Annotated in this window: 20 protein-coding genes and 1 rRNA gene; 6 read left to right on the plus strand and 15 right to left on the minus strand. The window is 72.1% G+C overall.

Features of this window, described 5'->3' with window-relative positions:
• Positions 1 to 205: 205 nt before the first annotated feature.
• A complete protein-coding gene (locus KCQ71_RS27000; RefSeq protein ID WP_223407845.1) occupies positions 206 to 1,552 on the minus strand; it encodes a PrsW family intramembrane metalloprotease in 1,347 nt (448 codons plus the stop codon).
• An 85-nt stretch (positions 1,553 to 1,637) separates the two neighbouring features.
• Between KCQ71_RS27000 and KCQ71_RS16480 the strand changes: the two genes are divergently transcribed.
• Positions 1,638 to 2,834: a class I SAM-dependent methyltransferase gene (locus tag KCQ71_RS16480; RefSeq protein ID WP_223407847.1), complete on the plus strand. Its 1,197-nt coding sequence runs from the start codon at positions 1,638 to 1,640 to the stop codon at positions 2,832 to 2,834.
• A 68-nt stretch (positions 2,835 to 2,902) separates the two neighbouring features.
• Positions 2,903 to 4,051, plus strand: coding sequence for a glutamate--cysteine ligase (locus KCQ71_RS16485; protein ID WP_223407849.1), 1,149 nt, complete (start codon positions 2,903 to 2,905; stop codon positions 4,049 to 4,051).
• A gap of 25 nt (positions 4,052 to 4,076) precedes the next feature.
• Here KCQ71_RS16485 and KCQ71_RS16490 read toward each other — a convergent pair whose 3' ends face one another.
• Positions 4,077 to 4,460, minus strand: coding sequence for a hypothetical protein (locus KCQ71_RS16490; protein ID WP_223407851.1), 384 nt, complete (start codon positions 4,458 to 4,460; stop codon positions 4,077 to 4,079).
• Between the two features lie 91 nt (positions 4,461 to 4,551).
• Between KCQ71_RS16490 and KCQ71_RS16495 the strand changes: the two genes are divergently transcribed.
• Positions 4,552 to 4,905, plus strand: a complete 354-nt coding sequence (locus tag KCQ71_RS16495) for a PadR family transcriptional regulator (protein WP_223407853.1) — start codon at positions 4,552 to 4,554, stop codon at positions 4,903 to 4,905.
• Complete coding sequence (locus KCQ71_RS16500) at positions 4,902 to 5,417, plus strand: HAAS signaling domain-containing protein (RefSeq protein WP_223407855.1); 516 nt, start codon at positions 4,902 to 4,904, stop codon at positions 5,415 to 5,417. The genes KCQ71_RS16495 and KCQ71_RS16500 overlap by 4 nt, the downstream gene beginning before the upstream one ends.
• A gap of 28 nt (positions 5,418 to 5,445) precedes the next feature.
• Here the strand turns inward: KCQ71_RS16500 and KCQ71_RS16505 are convergent, their stop codons facing one another.
• The 10 genes from KCQ71_RS16505 to glmS form a co-directional block, all read right to left on the minus strand.
• Positions 5,446 to 7,110, minus strand: a complete 1,665-nt coding sequence (locus tag KCQ71_RS16505) for a glycoside hydrolase family 3 N-terminal domain-containing protein (protein ID WP_223407857.1) — start codon at positions 7,108 to 7,110, stop codon at positions 5,446 to 5,448.
• A complete protein-coding gene (tsaD, locus tag KCQ71_RS16510; protein WP_223407859.1) occupies positions 7,107 to 8,156 on the minus strand; it encodes a tRNA (adenosine(37)-N6)-threonylcarbamoyltransferase complex transferase subunit TsaD in 1,050 nt (349 codons plus the stop codon). The genes KCQ71_RS16505 and tsaD overlap by 4 nt, the downstream gene beginning before the upstream one ends.
• An 82-nt stretch (positions 8,157 to 8,238) precedes the next feature.
• On the minus strand, positions 8,239 to 9,186 hold the full coding sequence (locus KCQ71_RS16515; RefSeq protein ID WP_372454051.1) for a sulfurtransferase: 948 nt from the start codon (positions 9,184 to 9,186) through the stop codon (positions 8,239 to 8,241).
• Between the two features lie 4 nt (positions 9,187 to 9,190).
• A complete protein-coding gene (rimI, locus tag KCQ71_RS16520; RefSeq protein WP_223407861.1) occupies positions 9,191 to 9,709 on the minus strand; it encodes a ribosomal protein S18-alanine N-acetyltransferase in 519 nt (172 codons plus the stop codon).
• Entirely contained in the window at positions 9,706 to 10,422 is a 717-nt protein-coding gene (gene tsaB, locus KCQ71_RS16525) for a tRNA (adenosine(37)-N6)-threonylcarbamoyltransferase complex dimerization subunit type 1 TsaB (RefSeq protein ID WP_223407863.1), read from the minus strand. Before tsaB ends, rimI begins: the two co-directional genes overlap by 4 nt.
• A gap of 40 nt (positions 10,423 to 10,462) precedes the next feature.
• Positions 10,463 to 12,214: an alanine racemase gene (gene alr, locus KCQ71_RS27695; RefSeq protein WP_223407865.1), complete on the minus strand. Its 1,752-nt coding sequence runs from the start codon at positions 12,212 to 12,214 to the stop codon at positions 10,463 to 10,465.
• 4 nt (positions 12,215 to 12,218) lie between these two features.
• Entirely contained in the window at positions 12,219 to 13,835 is a 1,617-nt protein-coding gene (locus KCQ71_RS16535; protein WP_223407867.1) for an NAD(P)H-hydrate dehydratase, read from the minus strand.
• Between the two features lie 199 nt (positions 13,836 to 14,034).
• A complete protein-coding gene (locus KCQ71_RS16540) occupies positions 14,035 to 14,601 on the minus strand; it encodes a GNAT family N-acetyltransferase (RefSeq protein WP_223407869.1) in 567 nt (188 codons plus the stop codon).
• Positions 14,598 to 14,948, minus strand: coding sequence for a holo-ACP synthase (locus KCQ71_RS16545; protein WP_223407871.1), 351 nt, complete (start codon positions 14,946 to 14,948; stop codon positions 14,598 to 14,600). The genes KCQ71_RS16540 and KCQ71_RS16545 overlap by 4 nt, the downstream gene beginning before the upstream one ends.
• Before the next feature lie 9 nt (positions 14,949 to 14,957).
• Positions 14,958 to 16,817 (minus strand): glutamine--fructose-6-phosphate transaminase (isomerizing), encoded by a 1,860-nt coding sequence (glmS, locus tag KCQ71_RS16550; protein ID WP_223407873.1) that lies wholly within the window; start codon positions 16,815 to 16,817, stop codon positions 14,958 to 14,960.
• A gap of 77 nt (positions 16,818 to 16,894) precedes the next feature.
• Between glmS and coaA the strand changes: the two genes are divergently transcribed.
• Both coaA and KCQ71_RS16560 read left to right on the plus strand, forming a co-directional pair.
• Entirely contained in the window at positions 16,895 to 17,878 is a 984-nt protein-coding gene (coaA, locus tag KCQ71_RS16555; RefSeq protein WP_223407888.1) for a type I pantothenate kinase, read from the plus strand.
• A 2-nt stretch (positions 17,879 to 17,880) separates the two neighbouring features.
• The gene (locus KCQ71_RS16560; RefSeq protein ID WP_223407874.1) at positions 17,881 to 19,413 is read left to right on the plus strand and encodes a carboxylesterase family protein; all 1,533 of its coding nucleotides are present in this window, start codon (positions 17,881 to 17,883) and stop codon (positions 19,411 to 19,413) included.
• A 13-nt stretch (positions 19,414 to 19,426) separates the two neighbouring features.
• Here KCQ71_RS16560 and KCQ71_RS16565 read toward each other — a convergent pair whose 3' ends face one another.
• From KCQ71_RS16565 to rrf, 3 genes are all read right to left on the minus strand, one after another.
• The gene (locus KCQ71_RS16565; protein ID WP_223407876.1) at positions 19,427 to 20,110 is read right to left on the minus strand and encodes a DedA family protein; all 684 of its coding nucleotides are present in this window, start codon (positions 20,108 to 20,110) and stop codon (positions 19,427 to 19,429) included.
• 338 nt (positions 20,111 to 20,448) lie between these two features.
• Positions 20,449 to 20,922: a GNAT family N-acetyltransferase gene (locus tag KCQ71_RS16570; RefSeq protein WP_223407878.1), complete on the minus strand. Its 474-nt coding sequence runs from the start codon at positions 20,920 to 20,922 to the stop codon at positions 20,449 to 20,451.
• A 330-nt stretch (positions 20,923 to 21,252) separates the two neighbouring features.
• Positions 21,253 to 21,369: ribosomal RNA gene (gene rrf / locus KCQ71_RS16575) — 5S ribosomal RNA — on the minus strand.
• Positions 21,370 to 21,547: the final 178 nt, after the last annotated feature.

The following is a 21,547-nucleotide window of genomic DNA, read 5'->3' on the forward strand; positions in this document are numbered from 1 at the left end:
CAGGACAGAGCTTCCCGCAGCCCCTGGCCGAGTCCGCCGTCGCGGGGGTCGGACGCCACCTGAGCCTGCATGGGGAACGCTGCATCTTGCGATGCAGCCTTCGTGTCAGAATCTAGGCGTCGATTAGCACTCGGTCAAGGTGAGTGCTAAGCCGTGAGCGCAATCGCCGAACGATGTCGAGTCGGCTGGGCACGTTCGGGCCCGCTCACGCGCCGACAGCGGCCCGGAACTGGGCGCGCGAGCGCCCGACGTCCTCGAGGAGCGCGAGTTCGTCCTGACGGGCCCGGATCCCGGTGTGGCCGGTGTACAGGTCCTGGCGCGCGTACGCGAGCGCAACCGCCGCGCGCTGGAACTCCTTCATGGCCTTGGCGCCGGTCGGCCCACCGCGGGACGCCCAGTCCCGGGCCTGCTTGCGGGCCCGGAGCGAGGAGAGCATGTCCACCTCGTGCGGGGCGATCCACCCGGACGGGACGTAGTCCGAGAGCCGCGACCGCAGCACCTCGATCTCCTTGCGGCGCAGCCAGACCACGATGAACGCCCAGACCGCCAGCGGCAGCCAGTTCACGAACACCACCAGGATGACCAGGGCGCCGATGCCGCCGCCGAGGAAGGTCGCCAGGCCGTTCCACAGGCCGTGCAGCAGCGCCGCAGCCACATACCCGAGCGGCATCATCCACACCCAGGCCGCCTTGTTCCGGCTCCGCGAGGCGAGACCGAGGGCGAGCCCCATGCAGGCGGTGTAGATGAGGTGCCCGAACGGCGAGACCAGGCCGCGGATGATGAACGTGCCGGTGACGGTCTCCTCGTAGACCGCGAAGTACTGGATGTTCTCCACGAACGCGAACGCGGCCGCGATCACCGACGCGTACACGATCCCATCCACCGGACCGTTGAACTGGCGCCGACGGAGCAGGAAGATGAGCAGCAGGCCGAGGCCCTTCCAGAACTCCTCCACGACCGGCGCCCCGAGGATCGCGCTCGCCGCGTCAGGGTCGAGCCCGGTGCCGAGCGCGTCGGCGAGCGCCGGGCCGACGACGGAGTTCAGGAGGCTCGACATGAACACGGCGACCCCACCGCCCCACACGAACGCGACGATGAGCAGCAGCCGCGGCTCGGGTTCCCACCGGTCCACGAGCAGCACCGCGCTGCCGACGATCAACAGTGGGATCAGGGCGAGTATGAATGCTTGGAGCGTGGAGCCGGTACCGAACGAGAGCGTGAAGAGGAACACGACGAACAGTAGTGCCGCCACGCCGACCGAGAGCAGGACCACCTCCGCCGCGATCCGTCGCCGGCGCACCGGCGCCGGCGGGCGCACCGGCATGAACTGGCTCTGCGGCATCGGGGCGTACTGGGCCGCTGGCGCGGCCACGGCCGGCTGTGGGGGTGCGGCGCCATAGCCGTAACCCTGCTGCCCGTGGAAATGCTGCTGTTGCCCTTGGAACTGCTGCTGTCCCGGAGGCGGCTGCTGGTGCCCGTGGAACGGCTGCTGGCCTTGAGGGGGCTGCTGCGGATACCCCTGCCCGGACGGCGGGAACTGTTGATTGCTCACGCGCCCTCACCGTAGCGGCTCTCCGGTGCGCCCGCGTCCGAACGCGCGGGGAGAACTACCCGGCCATCGGTGGCAGGATCGAACCGTGGACCCCCGTCATCTGAGCCTGTTGCTCTCGCCCGACGGGTGGGCGCTGCTCTCCCGGCTGCCTCGCTACGACGAGGAGCAGGCTCTGCGACTGTCCGAGGGCCTGCGCGCCCGTGGCCTCGACCCGGACCTGGTCGCGGCCGCACTGACGCAGAGCAGGCTGCGGGCGCGAGCCGAGTCCAAGTTCGGCGAGTTCGCCCAGGACATGCTGTTCACTCCGGACGGTCTCGAGCAGGCCACCCGACTACCGGTGGCGGCACTGCACGCCGCCCGGTATGCCCGCGCGGGCTCACGGCGGGTGGCCGATCTCGGCTGTGGGCTGGGTGGCGACGCGATGGCCCTGGCCGGGCTGGGCGTGCAGGTCCTGGCCGTGGAGCAGGACGAGGCGACGGCGGCCCTCGCCACCGTGAACCTGCGCGCCTTCCCGGAGGCGACCGTGCGCCACGCCGACGCCATGTCCCTGGACCTGGCGGCCGAGGGCGTCGATGCGCTGTTCGCCGACCCGGCCCGGCGCACCCGGCGTGGGAACCGGGTGTTCGACCCGAGCGCGTACTCCCCGGACCTCGACTCGTTGCTGGCGCTGCGCGAGCAGGTCGCCGACCTCGGTCTCAAGGTGGGGCCCGGGATCCCCCATCACGCCCTCCCCTCCCAGACCCAGGCGCAGTGGGTCTCCGTGGGCGGTTCCGTGGTGGAGGCCGGCCTCTGGTTCGGTCGGCTCGCCCCGGAGGGGTCGGGACGCAGCGCACTCCTGGTCAACGGCAAGGAACAGCACCTGTTGTCCTGGCCCGGTGACGCGGACGCCCGCCCGGAGCAGGCCCCGGCCGGTGCACTCGGTGCCTATCTGTACGAACCGGACGGCGCCGTGATCCGCGCCGGGCTGGTCGCCCGGGTCGCCGCCGATCTCGACGGCACGCTGGTGGACGAGTCGATCGCGTACGTCACCACCGGGAGTCTGAGGTCAACCCCGTTCGCGACGGGCTACCGCGTCCTGGACAGCTTCGACTTCGGGCTCAAGCGACTGCGGACCTACCTGCGCACCCGCGATGTGGGACGACTGACCATCAAGAAGCGAGGCACCGCCGTCGTCCCCGAGCAGTTGCGGCAGCAACTGGGACTGAAGGGGGCGCAGGAGGCGACGATCGTGCTCACCCGCCTGCGCGGCAAGCAGAGCGTGCTCGTGGTCGAGCCCGTCTGAGGAGTCCGACCGGCGAGCCGCTCCCGTGCCGGACGACACGCCGCGATCGCAGGTGCCAAGATGAGCCGGTGACGATCGAGTTCGCGAGTTCCGCCCGCTCCAGCCTTGGCGTGGAGTGGGAACTGGCCCTGGTGGACACTGACAGCGGGGACCTACGCCAGGTGGCGCAGACCGTGCTCGACGCCGTCGCGCCGGCGGACGGTTCACAGCACCCGGTGATCCGCCAGGAACTCCTCCTGAACACGGTCGAGATCGTGTCCGGGGTGTGCGCGGGCGTGCCGGACGCGATGGCAGATCTCGCCGCCGGCACGGCCCTCGTGCGCGAGGTCACGGACCCGCTCCGGGTGGAGCTGATGAGCGCCGGCACCCACCCGTTCGCGCACTGGGGCAACCAGAAGGTGACCGACAAGGCCCGGTACGCCACCTTGATCGACCGCACCCAGTGGTGGGGCCGGCAGATGCTCATCTACGGCGTCCACGTGCACGTCGGCATCGAGGACCGGGACAAGGTCCTGCCGATCCTGAACGCGCTGCTGGCCTACTACCCGCACCTGCTCGCACTCTCGGCGTCGTCGCCGTTCTGGGACGGCCGGGACACCGGCTACGCCTCCAACCGGGCACTGCTGTTCCAACAGCTCCCGACGGCGGGACTCCCGTTCACGACGATCGGCACCTGGGCTGACCTCGAGCACTACGTCGGCGACATGCTGCACACCGGCGTGATCGACGATTTCGACGAGATCCGCTGGGACCTGCGCCCCTCCCCCAAGTTCGGCACCCTCGAGATGCGCATCTGCGACGGGATTTCGAACGCGCTCGAGCTCGGCGCGGTCGCGGCGCTGACCCACTGCCTCGTGGAGCACCTGTCCCGCCTCATCGATGCGGGCGAGCAACTGCCGAGCATCTCCCCCTGGTTCCTCGCCGAGAACAAGTGGCGTTCGGCCAGGTACGGACTCGAGGCGATCGTGATCCTCGATGAGGCCGGTACCGAGGAACTCGTCACCGACCACCTCATCCAGCTGCTGGAGCTCCTCACGCCCGTGGCCGCGGACCTGGGCTGCGTGGCGGAGCTCGACGGGATCCGCGAGATCATCGCCACCGGAGGCTCCTATCAGCGCCAGCGCGCCGTGGCCGCCGGCAACGGCGGCGCACTCGACGCGGTGGTGGCGCACCTGGTGGCCGAGTTCCGGGCCGGCCGGCCGCTCCCTCCCGGCTGAGTCGCCCCACCCTCGGGCGGCTGAGTCAGCCGCTCGTGCGCAGCCGCACGCGGGCGGCCCGGCCACGGATCCAGAGCGTGGCCACGATCACGAAGCCCAGACCGACGCAGGCGGGCACCACGAAGCCCCAGACCCCACCGGTGACCTCGCCGGCGCCGAAGCGGTCCACGAGCAGGCTCACCCACAGCGGCGCACCGATGATCAGGGGCAGACCGAGTACTGCGAGAGATCGCTCCGCAGCGGTCCACAGCGGCGATGCTCCGACGAGCACGATCCCGACGACGAGCAGTACCAGCGGGTAGACGAACACGGCCAGCAGGGCGCCTGCGGCGATCGACAGCAGGGCGACCGGGGGCACCCAGGCGCCGGCCAGCCTCGGAGGTCGGCCCGGTGGCGGTTCGCTTCGCATATCGGAGGTTCACGCTACTGCCTCGGCGGACTCACTAGTCGATGTCGTCCACTAGTTGCCATTACCGAATAGCAGGCGTAACCTCCTAGACATGGAGAACGAGCCACCGCAGGTGCGCGACCCGCAGCTCCTCAAGGGGGTGCTGCCGATGCTGGTCCTCGCCCTGCTCGACGAGGACGAGTCCTACGGGTACGAACTCGTGACCCGCCTGCACGAGGCCGGTCTGGCCGGGGTCGCCCCCGGCACCGTCTACCCCGTCCTGACCCGGCTGGAGCGCGAGGGCAACCTGGCCTCGCGTCTGGTCGCATCCGACGCGGGCCCGGCCCGCAAGTACTACCGACCCACCGACACCGGCCGCGAAGCACTCGCCGTCGCGGGTGCGAGCTGGCACTCGCTCGCCACCGTCGTCGATCACGTGCTCGCCACCCCCGAGGAGGAACGATGACCACCACCACCCTGAGACTGGCCGAGCGCTGGCGGCGCTTCGTCTACCTGGAGACCGTCGAGCTGTTCCTCGATGCGATGCCCCGCCGGCGCCGGCGCGCCGTGCTCGCCGAACTGCGCGAGAACATCGACGCCGCCACGGCCGACGTCGGCCTGGCGGCCGCCCTTGCGGACCTCGGTGGGCCGCGCGAGCTCGCCGCCCGCTACCTCGAGTCCGAGCCGCAGGACCGGCCCACCTGGCACATCGGCACACTCGCCGCGTCGATCATGTTCGCGGTCTGGCTGCTCGGCACCGTGGTCTACACGTTCGGGATGCTGGACGCGCTCCTCGCCCAGTCGCCGGCGACCGCCACCGCCGAGGGGAGCTTCTTCGGCGTCCGGATCCTCGTCGAGGCCGGCCCGGAGGCCCTCGGCGCGCAGTTCCGCGGGATCGCGTGGCCCGCGGTAGCGGCCATGGTCGTGGTGTTCGCGGTGTTCTCCCGGGTGTGGCGGCTCCTGCCGAGCTCGAACTGACAGTCCTGAACGGCCCGAGCCCACCCGGTCAGCAGACCGTGGCGGGTAGGTCGGAGACCTCCACCGGCAGGCTCCCCGGTGCGGGCGCCGCGCCGGTGAGGACGGCGGCCACGGCCGCGAACGCCTGGGCGGTGCGCCCGTAGGTGGCGAGCCGGACGGGCGCGTCGGTCTCGGTGAGCAGCCAGGGCTCGTCCAGGACGATCGCCACGTCGGCGCTGCCCGACGGCGTCGCGCCCGTGAGCAGGCGCACCTCGCTGTCCGCGGGCTGCTCAAGGGGAACCACGTCGAGGCCGGCGGCCTCGGCCGCGGCGACGAATGCGTCCCAGTCGGCGGTGCTGCCACCCCGCGCGTGGATCGACTGACCGACCAGGGCGCCGCCGCACTCGCCGGCCACCTGCGTGATCGCGGCCGCCGAGAGTGCGAGTGACGCGGGGGCTGCGGAGCCCACCTCCGCCGTCGTCACCGGCCGGCCGGCGGCGGCGATGGCGGCCTGCCAGCGCATCAGGGCGATCACCCGACCCGCGGCCTCGTCCACGCGTTCCCGGCTCAGGCTGCCATCCGCGAGCGCGGCGACGATGCCGGCGTGCGCCGCGGGGACGTCGGTCGGACCGAGGAGCAGGTCCGCGCCCGCCTGCAGCGCCATGACCGCGATCTGGGCCGAGTCCCAGGTCTGGGTGAGCGCGCCCATGTCCAGTCCGTCGGTGATCGCCACCCCGGTGAATCCGAGGTCCTCGCGCAGGACCCGGTAGGCCTCGGGTGAGAGCGACGCGGGCAGGCTCGGGTCCCAGGCCTCGACGGCGATGTGGCCCAGCATGACGGTCGGTGTGCCGGCGTCGATGGCCTGCGCGAACGGCACCAGGTCACGTGCGGCGAGTTCTTCGGCGCTGGCGTCCTGCACCGGTAGCCCCTGGTGGGAGTCCACGGTGAGCGACCCGTGCCCCGGGAAGTGCTTGACGCTGGAGACCACGCCGCCGGCGGTGAACCCCTGCGTCGCGGCGACGACGGCGCGGGCCGCCCGGTCGGGATCGGAGCTCGCCGAGCGCAGCCCGATGGTCACGTCGGCCAGGCCCACGGTGACATCGGCGTCCGGCGCGAAGTCGTAGTTCAGTCCCGAGGCGCGCAGTTCGAGCGCCATCGCCTGTGCCGCGGCCGCCACGATGTCCGGGTCGTCCGCGGCGCCCGCGGACATGAACGACGGGAACGAGGTCCAGTCCCCCGCCTCGGCACCGAGCCGTTGGACCAGGCCGCCCTCGTTGTCCACTGCGAAGATCGCCGGCCAGTCCCGGCCGGCGGCCGCCTGGGCCGCCTGCACCGCGTCTCCGGTGGCTGCGACCTGATCCACGGACGCGACGTTCTCGGAGAACAGCACCAGACCGGCGAGGTGGTTCTCGCTGAGGGTGCTCGCGGCGGCCGCGGGGTCGGTGCCGGGATAACGCGCGAGCAGGACCTGCCCGGCCACCTCCTCCGGCGTCATCGCAGCGGCCGTGCCGATGGCGTCGGCGACGTCGGTGGGGGTCGGCCCCCAGGCGAGAGGTTCCTCGGTGGGTTCGGCGGTGGTCGGCGCCGGATCCCCGGTCGAGGAAGGGGACGGGGTGGGGCTCGGTTCGGGCGGTCCGGTCGGGGTGCAGGCGGTCGCCACGACCGCGAGCATCGCCGCGAGTGCGAGGGTGCGGACCGGTGTCCGGCGCCTCATGCGTGGGCCAGCACGTCGGTCAGCGGCATGCCCGAGTCGATCGTGATGTCCAGGGTCGATGGCGGTAGTCCGGCGGCGAGGACGGCGGAGCCGAGGGCGGCGATCATGGCGCCGTTGTCCGTGCAGTACCGGATCGGTGGGATCCGCAGGGTGATCCCGGCCGCGTCGAGCCGCTCGGCGGCCAGCTCGCGCAGCCGGGAGTTCGCGGAGAAGCCGCCGCCGATCACCACCGTGCTCACCCCGTGTGCGGCGCATGCGTTGAGGGTCTTGGTGACCAGGACGTCCGCGACCGCCTCGGAGAACGACGCCGCGATGTCCGCCGCGGGCACCTCCTGACCGGCGTCCTCGTAGCCCTCCACGACCCGCGCGACGGCGGTCTTCAGCCCGGAGAAGGAGAAGTCGTACGGGTGCCGGGCGAGGTCCTTGGCCCGGCTCAGTCCCCGCGGGAACGCGATCGCCGACCGGTCGCCGGTCTTCGAGAGGCGGTCCACGTGCGGGCCACCGGGGTAGGGCAGCCCGAGGAGGCGGCCGACCTTGTCGAAGGCCTCGCCGGCGGCGTCATCGAGGGTCTGGCCGAGCTCGGTCACGTCGGTCGCGATGTCCCGGACCAGGAGCAGGCTGGAGTGGCCGCCGGAGACCACGAGGCCGAGGAACTCCTCGGGGAACGCACCGTGCACGAGCGCGTCGACGGCCACGTGCCCGAGCACGTGGTTCACGCCGTACAGGGGGCGGTCGATCGCGAGCGCGAGCGCCTTGGCCGCGGACACCCCGACGGTGAGCGAGCCGACCAGGCCCGGTCCCGCCGTCACCGCGATCGCGTCGACGTCGGCAAGGCTCACCTCGGCGCGCTCCAGGGCCGCGTCCAGGGTCGGGACGAAGGACTCCAGGTGCGCGCGGCTGGCCACCTCGGGGACGATCCCGCCGAACCGGGCGTGATCGTCCATCGAGGAGGCGGTGACGTCGGTGAGCAGGTCCAGGCCGCGAACCAGGGCGATCCCGGTCTCGTCGCAGGAGGTCTCGATGCCGAGGACGAGCGGTTGGGCCATGACTCAACCTTACGACCGTCCCACGAGTGGCTCGCATCGGTTCGTCACCGGCCCGCACCGCGGTCCGGGCGCTCGGCCGCGGCTACTCGGGCCGGTCCGGTGACCCCTCGGACGGAGGCCGGGGATCGAAGCCGGTGGCCACCGGCCTGGCCGCGTCGGCGGACCACTGCGACCACGAGCCCGGGTACAGCGTGGCCGACACGCCGATGCTGGCCAGTGCGGCCACCTCGTGGGCGGCCGTCACCCCGGACCCGCAATAGACGACGACCTCGACGTCCGGACCGACCCCGGCGTCGGCGAACCGCTCCTGGAGCTGCTCCGCGGGGCGGAAGGTCAGGTCCTCGGACAGGTTCGCGTCCGTCGGCGCGCTGTGGGCGCCGGGGATGTGCCCGGCGCGCGGGTCGATCGGCTCGTTCTCGCCGGAGTACCGTTCCGGGGCACGGGCGTCCAGGAGCACCGTCGGGCCGCCGTCGGGCCGGCCGGCCAGCTCGGCCACGCGGGCCGCGTCGGCGACAGGCATCCCACCGGCGGTCAGGGTCACGTCGCCGGACGTGACCCCGACGGCACCGTCCTCGAGGATCCCCCCGATGGTGTGCCAGGCGGCCAGCCCACCGTCGAGGATCCGCACGTCGGCGACGCCGCCCCAACGCAGCAGCCACCACGCCCGCGCGGCGGCCGTGCCGCCGGAGTCGTCATAGACCACCACCGTGTCGCCGTCACTGATGCCCCAGCGGCGCGCGGCGGCCTGCAGGTCCGCCAGGTCCGGGAGCGGGTGTCGCCCGGACTCGGGCGCGGGCGGGCCCGAGAGGTCCGCGTCGAGGTCGACGTACTGAGCGCCCGGGATATGGCCGGCGATGTAGAACCGGCGCCCGTCGGGTTCGGCGAGCGACCAGCGCACGTCGAGCACCACGAGGTGCTTGTCGTCGTCGGTGCCGAGCAGGTCCTGCAACTGCGGGGCCGTGATCAGCACCGTGGCCCTGCTGGCACCACTGGCACTGTTGCTGCCGGCGTCACTGTCGAACGTGCTCACGTGCTCACTCCTCGATCGCTTCCGATCCCACCGGGCCGGGCCGCCGACGGTGGGGGCCGTCCAACGGTAGCCGCATGACGAGCGCGTCGGCGCCCTCGGGCTGGTAATAGCGGCGTCGGACCCCGAGTGGGACGAAGCCGAACGAGGTGTACAGCGCCTGGGCGCCCTCGTCATGCAGGCGCACCTCGAGGAACACGGCCTCGGCCGAGACGGACCGAGCCCGCGCGATCAGCTCGGCGAGCATGAGCCGCGCCAGGCCGCGACGGCGGAACTGTGGATCCACCCCGATGGTCATGATCGTGCTCTCGGGGGCGAGGGCGATCCCGGCGTAGGCGACCACGCGCCGGTCCTGGGCCTCGACGACGACGTAGTGCCGGTCCGACCTGGTCAGTTCCGAGTCGTAAGCGTCGCGCGACCACGCGCCGGCGCCGAAGAGGACCGGCTCCAGCTCGGTCACCCGGTCCAGGTCCGCCCCGGTCATCGGGCGCAGTCCGCCGGGTGCCGCCCCGGGCGAATCGGTCACGATGCCCGTTTGCGACCGGGAGCGGTGTGGATGTCCGGGCGGCGCAGGTAGCGCGGTGCGGTGGAGAGGTCGCCCCCGGTGGTCAGCCGGGCGGTGGCGATCCGGCCAAGGACGATCGGATCGAGGACCGCTTCGAGTGCGGCTGGGGCCGCGGCCGCGCCGAACAGGTCCGGGTACATCGCCGCGCCGCGACCGACCACCCCGCCGTCGCCGATCAGATCGGCGAACCGGGCTGCCACTGCCGCCGGGGTGTCCACCCCGGGACCGCCGAGGGTGTGCACGTCGAACGGCGCCGGGCCATCGTCCAGGGCCGCGTCCCGATAATGGGCCCAGTAGACCTCCCGGCGGCGGGCGTCGGTGAGCACCAGCACCTCGGCGGCCGGTCCGGCGCCGGACAGCGCCGCGTAGCCGAGTGCATCGAGCGAGCAGACCCCGTGGACCGCGATCCCCAGGGCCCGGCCCATCGTCGTCGCGGTGACCAGGCCGACCCGCAGCCCGGTGAACGGCGCCGGTCCGGTACCGACGGCGATACCGGTGAGATCCCGGGTGGTGACCCCGGCGGTGTGCAGCACGGACTTCACCATCGGGGTCAGGGTCTCGGTGTGCCGCCGGGCGTCGGCGCTGCGTTCGGTGCCGAGCGGGTCGTCGCCACAGAGCAGCCCGACGGCGGCGCCGTCCGAGGTGTCGATGCACAGGATCAGGGGTTCACGCACGGACCCACTGTAGGAGGCGGACCGCGAGCGGCCCAGATCGTCAGCGGACATCGGCTGGGGGGTCCGCCTGCTCGCCGACCCGCCCGACGGCTACGCCGGTACCGGTCAGGTCGATCCCGGACCATCGCGGGCCGGTCCCGCGCAGTCGCGCGACCCGACCAGGATCGGGCGCCCCGGGGTCGGTCCCGGTGCCGCGGGGCCGATCCAGGCTGACCTCCAGGCGATCCTCGGAGAGCGACTCGACCACGCCTTCACCCCACTCCACGACGGTCACCGAATCCGCCAGCGACGCGTCCAGGTCGAGCGCGTCGACCTCGTCGAGCGACTCGAGGCGGTAGGCGTCCACATGCACGAGGTCAGGTCCGCCGACGAGGCTCGGGTGGACCCTGGCGATGATGAACGTCGGCGAGGCGACGGGGCCGCGGACGTCGAGGCCGGCGCCGATGCCCCTCGTGAGCGTGGTCTTGCCGGCGCCGAGGTCACCGGTGAGCACCACCAGGTCACCGGCGCGCAGCAGGCCGGCCAGCCGCCGGCCGAGCGCCTCGGTCGCCTCCTGGTCGGGCAGCGGCACCTCGACCGCGGCCGTGACATCGCTGACGCCGGTGCCGCCGAACCCATCCGCAGACCCGACGTGGACCCGCGGGATGCGCGAGCCGATCCGGGTGACGATCTCGTAGTCGATCGTGCCGACGACGTCAGCCCAGTCGCGCGCGGTCGGCTCGCCGTCGTCCCCGGCACCGAAGAGCACGGCCCGCTCCCCTGCCGCCACGGGTGCGCCCCCCGGGCCCAGGTCGAGGACGAACTGGTCCATGCAGACGCGCCCGGCGATCGTGTGCCGCCGCCCGGCGACCTGGACGGGGCCGACGTTCGAGGCGTGCCTCGGGATCCCGTCGCCGTAGCCGAGCGGCACCACCCCGAGCATCGTCTCCCGGGTGGTGGTGTAGGTGTGGCCGTAGGAGACGCCCTGGCCCGCAGGTGCGGCCTTCACGAGCGCGAGGTCCGCCTCGAGCCGCATCGCCGGGCGCAGGCCGATCTCGGCAGCGCCGCGGTGAGCGAACGGGGACAGCCCGTAGATGGCCAGTCCCGGGCGGACCAGGTCGTAATGGGCCTCGGGCACGGCCAGCGTGGCCGCCGAGTTCGCGAGATGGCGCACTTCGAGGCGGGCACCGGCGGCGTCGGCACGGCGCAGTGCCTCCTCGAAGACCTCGATCTGCGCGTGCACGCCGGGGTGGCCCTGCTCGTCGGCCCGAGCCAGGTGGGACCAGACGCCGACGACCCGCACCTCGCCCCGCTGCTCCGCGGCCAGGGCGGCGTGCAGCAGGTCCGTCCAGGGTTCGAGGAACGAGCCGCCGCGGCCGAGCCCGGTGTCCACCTTCAGGTGCACCCGAGCGGGCCGGCCGGCCTCGCGGGCCGCTCGGATCACCTCGATCAGGGCCCACGGTGCCGGCACGGAGAGGTCGATGTCGGCGCCGATGGCCGCGGCGAACGGCGCACCGGGTGCGTATATCCAGGCGAGCACGGGCACCTCGTGGCCGGCTGCGCGGAGCGCGAACGCGCCATCGAGCTGCGCTGTGCCGAGCCAGGTCGCGCCGGCCTCGAGGGCCGCCACGGCCACCGGCAGCATGCCGTGCCCGTAGCCGTCCGCCTTGACCACGGCCATCACGGCGGCCGACGGCGCACCCTGCGCCAGTCGGCGCACGTTCGCCCGGATCGCGTCGAGATCGACGATCACCCGGGCCGGGTAGTACCCGCTGCCCGCGTCGCCGGGAGGCACATCCACTCCAGAATCCACCGGCTCAGTGTGCCAGGATTCCGCGGACGACCTCGGGCACGGCCGCGGCGATGTCCGAAGCCGTGATCGGGGCGCCAGGATCCCGGTCGTCGAGCGGACCCCGACCGGACGCCGAGATCGGGCCACCGACCGGGGTCGGGTCCCCTGCCGAGCGGCTCCGGTTCCGGGCGGCCCACACCCCGGCACGCCCGTGCACCAGCGCGGCGGCCGCGGCCAGTTCGGCCGCGGGTGCGCCCGATCCCGCCAGCAGTGCGCCGAGGATGCCGGCGAGGACGTCCCCGGACCCTGCGGTCGCCAGCCAGCCGGTGCCGTCGGCCTGGCTGAACACCGGCCCACCGGGCTGCGCCACGACGGTGACGGCGCCCTTGAGCAGCACCGTCGCCCCGGTGAGCTCCGTCGCCCGCTGCGCCCATCGGGCCGGGTCCGCCTCGACCGTGGCCCGCTCGACCGGGGCGCCGCCACGCGCCGTCAGGAGGCGTGCGAGCTCGCCCGCGTGCGGGGTGAGCACCACCCGGCGGTCGGCGAGCGCCGTCGAGTCCCTCGGGAGCCAGTCCAGTCCCCCGGCGTCCGCGACCAGGGCGATGTCCGGGTCCACCAGCGCCCGGGCTGCGACCTCGGGGACGGACGCGCCGACGGCGATCCCGGGGCCGAGGACCATGGCTTGGACCCGGCCCGCCGCGGTGACCACCTCGGGATGCCGGGCCAGCACCATCCGGGCCGCACCCTCCGGGCCCAGGTAGCGGACCATCCCGCAGCCGGTCCGCAAGGCGCCGCTGCTGGCGAGCACGGCGGCCCCGGGGTAGGCGTCCGAACCAGCCATCAGCCCGACCACGCCCCGGGTGTACTTGTGGTCGTCCGGACCGGGCACCGGCCACAGATCGGCGACGTCGGCCTCGAGGAGCCGGCGCACCGGTGCCGGCCGGGCGGCGAGAACATCGGCCAGACCCAGATCGACGAGTTCGACCCGGCCTGCGCGGGCCGCGGCGGGCGGCAGCAGCAGCGCGGGCTTGAGCCCGATCATCGTGACCGTGACGTCGGCCCGGACCGCCACGCCCGGCACCGCGCCGGCGTCGGACTCGAGGCCGCTGGGCACGTCGACGGCCACGACGAGGGGATCAACGGCGGACCGTTCGCGGCGCTCGTTCAGGGCCGTGACGAGGGCGCTCGACACCCCGCGCAGGCCACCGGTCAGCCCGATGCCTGCGATCGCGTCGATCCAGATGTCCGCCTCGTCCGCGGCGGCGAGCACCGGCGCGAGGCCGGTCGCCGGCCCGCCGGTGTGGCCCCGGGCGCTCTCCTCGGACACCGGCAGGAGCCGCACCCCGGCCCGCCGCGCGGCGGCGAGTCCGTCGGGATGCACCCGCTCGCGCAGCAGTGCGGCGGTAACCACGAGGCCACGGCGGGCGAGGTGGGCGGCGGCGAACAGGCCGTCGCCGCCGTTGTTCCCACCTCCCGCGAGGACCAGGGCGCGGGCACCGACCAGAGCGAGGCCACGCCGTCGGGCCTCGGCGACGACCGCGTTCGCGATGGCGTACGCGGCCCGTTCCATGAGCGGCTCACCGGCCGCGAGCGCCGGAGCCTCCGCGGCCCGGATCGCCGCGGCCGGGTACGCGCGTCTCATCGCCGGGCCACCACCGTCCGGGGCCGCTCCGTGTCGCGGCCGGTGCCAACTTGGCCGGCCGGGCAGTTCATGCCTGGATCCACCGTCTCAGTGTGCCAGGACCGCGCGGTCGCGCTCGGGCGCCGGTGCCCGCGGGCCCGACGGCGTGGCGGAGCCGCCTCGAGCGGTCGGCGTCCCCGGGCCTGTCGTGCCGTCGCGCTCAGAGCGAGCGCTGCAGCAGCATCGTGCTCACAGTGTGGCCGTGCTTGACGCCGACGTCGCGCAGCACGCCGACCACCTCGAAGCCGAGGCGTTGGTGCAGGGGCAGCGAACCGGCCGCGGCGGGGTCGTCGGCGACCACGGCGATGACCTGCCGCACGCCGGCGAGGGCGCAGGCGTCGAGCAGTGCGGACAGGAGCCGGGTCCCCACCCCGCGGCCCTGGGCTTCGGGAGCGATATAGATGGTGTCCTCGACCGTGTGCCGGTAGGAGTCCTTGGGGCGCCAGGGAGTGGCGTAGGCATACCCGACAACGGTGCCGGCATCCTCCGCCACGAGGAACGGCAGTCCGCGGGCCGCGATATCCGCGAGGCGTGCGGCCCACGCATCGGGGGACGGCGGGTCCTCGTCGAACGTCACGGCGGTGCCGGTGACGTACGGCTCGAGGATCGCGGCGGCGGCCGGCAGGTCCTCTCGCGTCGCGACCCGGATCGTCGGGCGGGCGGCGGCCCGGTCCCCACGAGGATCCGGCGCCGACGTGGGGTCCGGGCCGGCGTGCGGGGTCGTCATCGTTCGGCGACGGCGACCGCCGAGGCGATCCCGGCGTCGTGGGAGATCGACAGGTGCCAGGAGGTGATGCCCAGGCGGTCCGCGACGGCTGCGACCGATCCGGTCAGGTCGACGACCGGGGCGCCGCCGGTGACCCGGTGCACGGTGGCGTCCTGCCAGCTCATGCCGCCGGGGGCGCCGAGAGCCTTGGCGATCGCCTCCTTCGCCGCGAACCGGGCCGCGAGTGAGGCGGGTGGGAGGTCGCGTTCGGACGGGGTGAACAGTCGCTCGCGCAGCCGTGGCGTGCGCTCGAGCGTGGCAAGGAAGCGGGCCACGTCCACCACGTCGATGCCCACCCCGACGATCACCGCGGGCCCCTACTCCACCGTGACGGACTTGGCCAGGTTCCGGGGCTGATCGACGTCCAGTCCCTTCGCGGTGGCGAGCGCGGCGGCGAAGATCTGCAGCGGGACCACCGAGACCAGCGGGGCGAGCAGCGTGGGGGTCTGCGGGATCCGGAAGATCTCGTCGGCGTACGGAACGACCGCCTCGTCGCCGTCCTCGGCGATCACCATGGTGTGCGCGCCGCGGGCGCGGATCTCCTGGATGTTGGAGATGACCTTGGAGTGCAGTGCGTCCCGGCCCCGCGGGGAGGGCACGATCACGAACACCGGCTGTCCCTCCTCGATCAGGGCGATGGGGCCATGCTTGAGCTCCCCGGCGGCGAAGCCCTCGGCGTGGATGTAGGCGAGCTCCTTGAGCTTGAGAGCGCCCTCGAGGGCGACCGGGAACCCGACGTGCCGGCCGAGGAAGAGCACGGTCGGCTCGTCCTTCATGCTCCGGGCCACGGCGCGGACCTGCTCCTCGTTGTCCACGACGCGCTGGATCTTCTCCGGCATCGCGCGCAGCTGGGCCAGGTCCTCTGCGATCTCGTCCGCGAACTTGTTGCCGCGCAGCTGGGCGAGGTAGAGCCCGAGCAGGTAGCAGGCCGTGATCTGGGCGAGGAACGCCTTGGTGGAGGCGACGGCGACCTCGGGGCCGGCGTGCGTGTACAGCACCGCGTCGGACTCCCGCGCGATGGTGGAGCCGTGGGTGTTCACGATGGCCAGCACCTTGGCGCCCTGTTCACGGGCGTGCCGGACCGCCATGATCGTGTCCATCGTCTCCCCGGACTGGGAGACGGCGACCACCAGGGTCTTCTCACTCACGACCGGGTCGCGGTACCGGAACTCGTGTGCGAGTTCGACCTCCACGGGGATCCGGCACCAGTGCTCGATCGCGTACTTGGCCACGTGGCCGGCGTAGGCGGCGGTGCCGCACGCGATCACGACGATCTTGTCGACGGTGCGCAGGACGGACTCGCGGATGCGCATCTCGTCGAGCTGGAGCCTGCCGTCGGTACCGGCGCGCCCGAGGAGCGTATCGGCGACGGCCTGCGGCTGGTCGTGGATCTCCTTGTCCATGAACGTCGCGAAGCCGCCCTTGACGGCCGCCTCCGCATCCCAGTCCACGGTGTACCGGCGGGCCTCGACGGGGTTGCCGTCGGTGTCGATGACACGGACCTGGTCCGCGGTGATCGTCACGATCTGGTCCTGGCCCATCTCCATCGCCTCACGGGTGGAGGAGATGAACGCCGAGACGTCGCTGCCGAGGAAGTTCTCGCCGTCACCGAGCCCGATGACGAGCGGCGAGTTGCGCCGGGCGCCGACGACCGTGTCCGGCTCGTCCGCGTGCGTGGCCAGCAGGGTGAACGCACCCTCCAGCCGGCCGACGGTCAGTCGCATCGCCTCGGTGAGGTTCTGGGTCTCGTCGTGGTAGCGCGCGAGGAGGTGGGCCACCACCTCCGTGTCCGTCTCGGACAGGAATTCGACGCCTGTCTCGCCCAGTTCGGCCTTGAGCTGGGCGAAATTCTCGATGATGCCGTTGTGGATCAGTGCAAGCCTGCCGCCACCGGCGAGGTGCGGGTGGGCGTTGACGTCCGTGGGCCCACCGTGGGTGGCCCACCGGGTGTGCCCGATGGCCGCGGTTCCCGCGGGCAGGTCGCGGCGCTCGAGCTCGGCGAGCAGATTCGCGAGCTTTCCGGCCTTCTTCGCCGAGGCCATACCCTCCGGGGTCGTCACGGCGACGCCGGCCGAGTCGTAGCCCCGGTACTCCAGGCGACGCAGCCCCTCGACGATGACTTCGAGCGGCCGCTGACTGGGCGCGGCGGGGCCCACGTATCCGACGATTCCACACATGTGGTCCAGAGTATCCGTCGCTGGGCCGGTTCCCGGCCCGCCCGGGTGCGGCGTGGATCACTGTGGAGTGGGAGAGTATGGACGTGGTCCTTCCCGACGTCACACGGTTCCAGCCGTTGCCGAGCGCCTCCGGTTCTCCGTTCGTGGAGTTCGACCGGGCCGCCTGGAGCCGGCTGTCCGCATCCACACCGCTGCCGCTGACCGCGGCCGACATCGAGAACCTCCGCGGGCTCGGTGACCCGATCGACCTGGCCGAGGTCGACACCGGGTATCGACCGCTGTCCCGGCTCCTCACCCTGTATGTGGCCGCCTCCCAGCGGCTGCGTGCCACCACGTCCACGTTCCTCGGTGAGCCCGCCCACCGCACCCCGTTCGTGATCGGGGTGGCCGGGTCCGTCGCCGTCGGCAAGTCCACGGCGGCCCGCGTGCTGCGCGAGATGTTGCGCCGGTGGCCGGAGACGCCGCGCGTGGAGCTCGTCACCACCGACGGCTTCCTGTACCCGAATGCCGAGCTCGAACGACGCGGCCTGATGGAGCGCAAGGGCTTCCCCGAGTCCTACGACCGGCGTGGGCTCCTGGACTTCCTGATCGAGGTGAAGGCCGGTACCGAACAGGTCACCGCACCCGTCTACGACCACGTGCGCTATGACATCGTGCAGGACCGTCGCGTGGTGGTGCGAAGCCCCGAGGTGCTGATCGTCGAAGGACTGAACGTGCTCGCTCCGGCCCGGGTCAGCGCCGACGGTGAGTCGTCCCTCGCCGTCAGCGACTTCTTCGACTTCTCGATCTACATCGACGCAGCCACCGAGGACATCCGCCGTTGGTACGTCGAGCGCTTCCTGGACCTGCGGCAGACGTCCTTCTCGAACCCGGACTCCTACTTCCACCGCTACGCCGACCTCGACGACGACCAGGCGCGTCGGCGGGCCGGACAGATCTGGGAGAGCATCAACGGTCCGAACCTCGTCGAGAACGTCCTGCCCACGCGCGGGCGCGCGACCCTGGTGCTGAGCAAGGACGCAGACCATCGGCTCAGCCGGTTCCGGCTGCGGAAGATCTAGAGATGACGGCGCCCTTCGACGAGTACGGCAGCGGGCCGGTCGCGACCACGCGGTCCGGGCAGGTCCGCGGGACCCGGCGACCTGGTTCGCTCGCCTTCCGGGGAGTCCCGTATGCGGCGGCCCCGGTAGGGGCGTTGCGGTTCGGGCGGCCGGCGGCGCACCCGGGCTGGTCCGGGGTGCGCGACGCCACCAGCAACGGACCCACGCCCAGCCTCGGCCCCACCACGGACACGTACTCGATCCCGGAACCGGTCGTGGCCGGCGACGAGATCCTCAACCTGAACATCTTCACCCCGGACCTCGACCCCGCCGCCCGCCTCCCGGTCTACGTCTGGATCCATGGCGGCGGTTTCGTCGGCGGGTCCCCCGGTGGGCCCTGGTTCGACGGTGCCGCCTTCAACGCACACGGCGTCGTTACCGTCGCGATCACCTACCGGCTGGGCTTCGAGGGCTACGGCCACGTCCCGGGCGCGCCGGAGAACCGGGCACTCCTGGACTGCATCAGCGCCCTGGAGTGGGTCCGGGAGAACATCCAAGCGTTCGGTGGTGATCCCGACCGGGTCACCCTCGGCGGGCAGAGCGCGGGCGGCGCTGCCACGCTGGCCCTGCTCGCGGCGCCTTCCGCACAGGACCTCTTCGGGGCGGCCGTCGTGCACTCCGCCCCGTTGCCGGACATCGGTGCCTCGGACGCACTCGCGCAGGGCGCCGTGATGGCCCGGCTGTGCGAGGTGGAGAACACGTGGGACGCCTGGCGTGACATACCGCGGGCCACGATCGTGGCCGCCGAGCGCTCCCTTGACCGTGCGGACCTCTGGTCGGCCGTCCGCGACCTGCACCGGATCCTTGGCACGTCGGACCCGCTCACGGACTTCGGTCCGGTGATCGATGGCGACCTCGTCCCGACGGAGCCAGCGGCGGCCTTCGCTGCCGGGATCGGTGCCACGAAGCCGCTGCTGATCGGCACGACCAGCCACGAGTTCAACCGGGTGACCGCGCACGTGGACCGGTTCCTTGCCCAGGGTTTCGCCGGCGCGCTGATGGTCGGTCTCGGGGTGCCGACGATGCTGGCCCGTGCCTACCCACGCGCCTATCCCGACCTCTCCCCCGCCGAGCTCCTGGGCCAGGCGGTCACGAACCGGGTGTTCCGGATCCCGGCCGTGCAGGTCGCGCTCGCCCGGACCACCGCGGCCGAGGAGGCACCGGAGGGCTTCGAGCTCCCGGCCCCGACCTGGCTGTGGGACTTCCGGTGGCGCTCCACCGTCACGGGTCGCTCGGTGCACTGTCTCGACCTACCGTTCGCCTGGAACGCCCTCGATGCCGAGCGGGTCGCCCGTCTCGCCGGTGACGATCCGCCAGCGCACCTCGCCGAGCACATGCACGGCGAGATCGTTCGGTTCATCACCGAGGGCTCCGTCGGTTGGGACCGGTTCCGGCCGACGGCGCCGACCGCTCACATCTTCGACACCGAGTCCGTCACTGGGCGTGACCCCTACCGCTTCGAACGACTTGCGCTGCAGGTCGTCGTCGAGGAGTGATGCGCGGCGTGGATCATGGGGTGCGCTCGAGTATCCCGGACCCGGAGTCCGGCACCGGATCCTCGTCCACCTCGTTCGCGCCCAGGTCCGGAGGATCCTGTGGCTCGATCCCGGAACGCCGGAAGAGCCGACGCATGACGAGATCGATGATCGTGCCCATCAGCAGCCCCACGAGGACGCCCACCACGACCGCGATGACCGGGTGGTCGTGCAGCACCGCACCGGCGCCGACGCCGAGCAACACGGAGTAGATCGACCAGGTCACCGCCGCGAGCGCCGCGAACCCGACGAATCGGCGGAACCCGAAGCCGACGGCGCCCGCAGTCATGTTCACCGCGACGCGCCCGATCGGGATGTACCGCGCCGAGAGGATGAAGGCGCCGCCGCGTCGCTGCAGGGCCGTCTCCGCCCACATCAGTGCCCGAGCGCCCCGTCGGGTGCGGAACAACCGCAGCCGTCTGATCGGCACCCGGGTGCCGATCAAGTACGCGATCACGTCACCGCAGAAGGCACCGAGCGCTGCGACGGGCAGGATCAGCCAGATGCTCGGGGCGTTTCCGGTGATCGCGAGGCTCGCCAACGCGATGACCACCGACTCGCTGGGCACCGGGGGGAAGAACCCGTCGATCGTGCAGAACAGGAACAGGGCAAGCAGGACCCAGTGCGACGCCGCCATCGCCAGGACCGTCTCGACCATCAGTTCCTCCGTGTAGTTCCTACGCAACATGCCGTGCCCAACCGCGCCGCGCGGCTGCCTCCACGCTAAGCGGATCGGGGTTGAACGCGGAATGGGTGACCACCCTGATCATGCCCCGGACCTAGGACAACAAACTCCCCCGGTCGTGTGATTCCCACCGCGACCGACTCATCCCACGGAATGATGGACGGCGACGCCGTTCCCCCTCGCCGAGCCGAGATCCACGTGGAGATCAAGGATAGGTCGCGAAGGTCGCTTCATCGCAGCGAAATACCGCCCACCTGACTGAGGGGCACGATGCCGAGTGCCTCCCGCGCGCCGACTCGCCGCCCACGAGATCACCTCGACGGCTGTCGGGGAATCCAGGCCATCCTGATGTCCGGCGCTCGCTCCTCGTTCCCGGCACCATCCGTCCGCTCGACCTCGACCAGGCCACGCCGCCGGTAGAAGTCCTGAGCCGGTGAGTTCGCGACGAACACCCAAAGGTCGAAACCATCGGGGCGTAGCCGCTTCACCTCATCGAGGAGGGTGCCGCCGACCCCGTTGCCCTGGGCAGCCGGGTCCACGTAGAGGGCCTCGAGGTGTGCTCCGGCCAGCCTGGCGAAGCCCCGCAGCCCGTGATCGCCGTCGAAGAGCCCAAGCACGTCGTCCTGGCTCAGGTCCCACGCACGGACCCAGGCCCGAACCTCGGCGTCGGAGTGCACGCCGAGCGGCATCGCCGGCCCTGCCGCTCGCCGTGCGATCAGGTAGAGGTCAGCGACCCGGCCGAGTTCCGCGGTCCGCACCGGGCGGACCACTCTGACGGTGCTCATCAGTCAACGATCCCATGGGAGGTGCGCCGCGCCGCCACCAATGTGCCGGGCGACCAAACCAGGTCTCGCCATGGCAACGACCAACGGCACAAGCCGCGAAAGGCAACGCGCGCCCGCGGACCCGCCCGGGAACCAGCAAAGGCCACCCCGGTCCAGGGTGGCCAGCGATACCGCCAACCACCATCGCGGTTCAGTGCGGCCCGGGAACACGAAAAGGGCCACCCCCGTCAGGGGTGGCCCAGGAACAGGGCAAAGCACCATCGCGGCTCGGGACGGTGCGGGAACACGACAAGGGCCACCCCGGTGTGGGGTGGCCCTTGTCTAAGTGTTGTCCGGCGGCGTCCTACTCTCCCACGTAGTCTCCCACGCAGTACCATCGGCGCAGAGGGGCTTAGCTTCCGGGTTCGGAATGGGTCCGGGCGTTTCCCCCTCGCTATGACCGCCGTAACTCTATGGAGATGTCATCGGTTTCCCGACCGTATCTCGGGAACCGCACAGTGGACGCGTAACACACAGGTATTGACTTTTTCGTGTGGTCAAGTTATCGGCATATTAGTACCGGTCAGCTCCATGAGTCTTTGAGTCCTCACTTCCACATCCGGCCTATCAACCCAGTAGTCTAGCT

It is taken from the genome of Occultella gossypii (genome assembly GCF_019947135.1).
GTDB lineage: Bacteria > Actinomycetota > Actinomycetes > Actinomycetales > Beutenbergiaceae > Occultella > Occultella gossypii.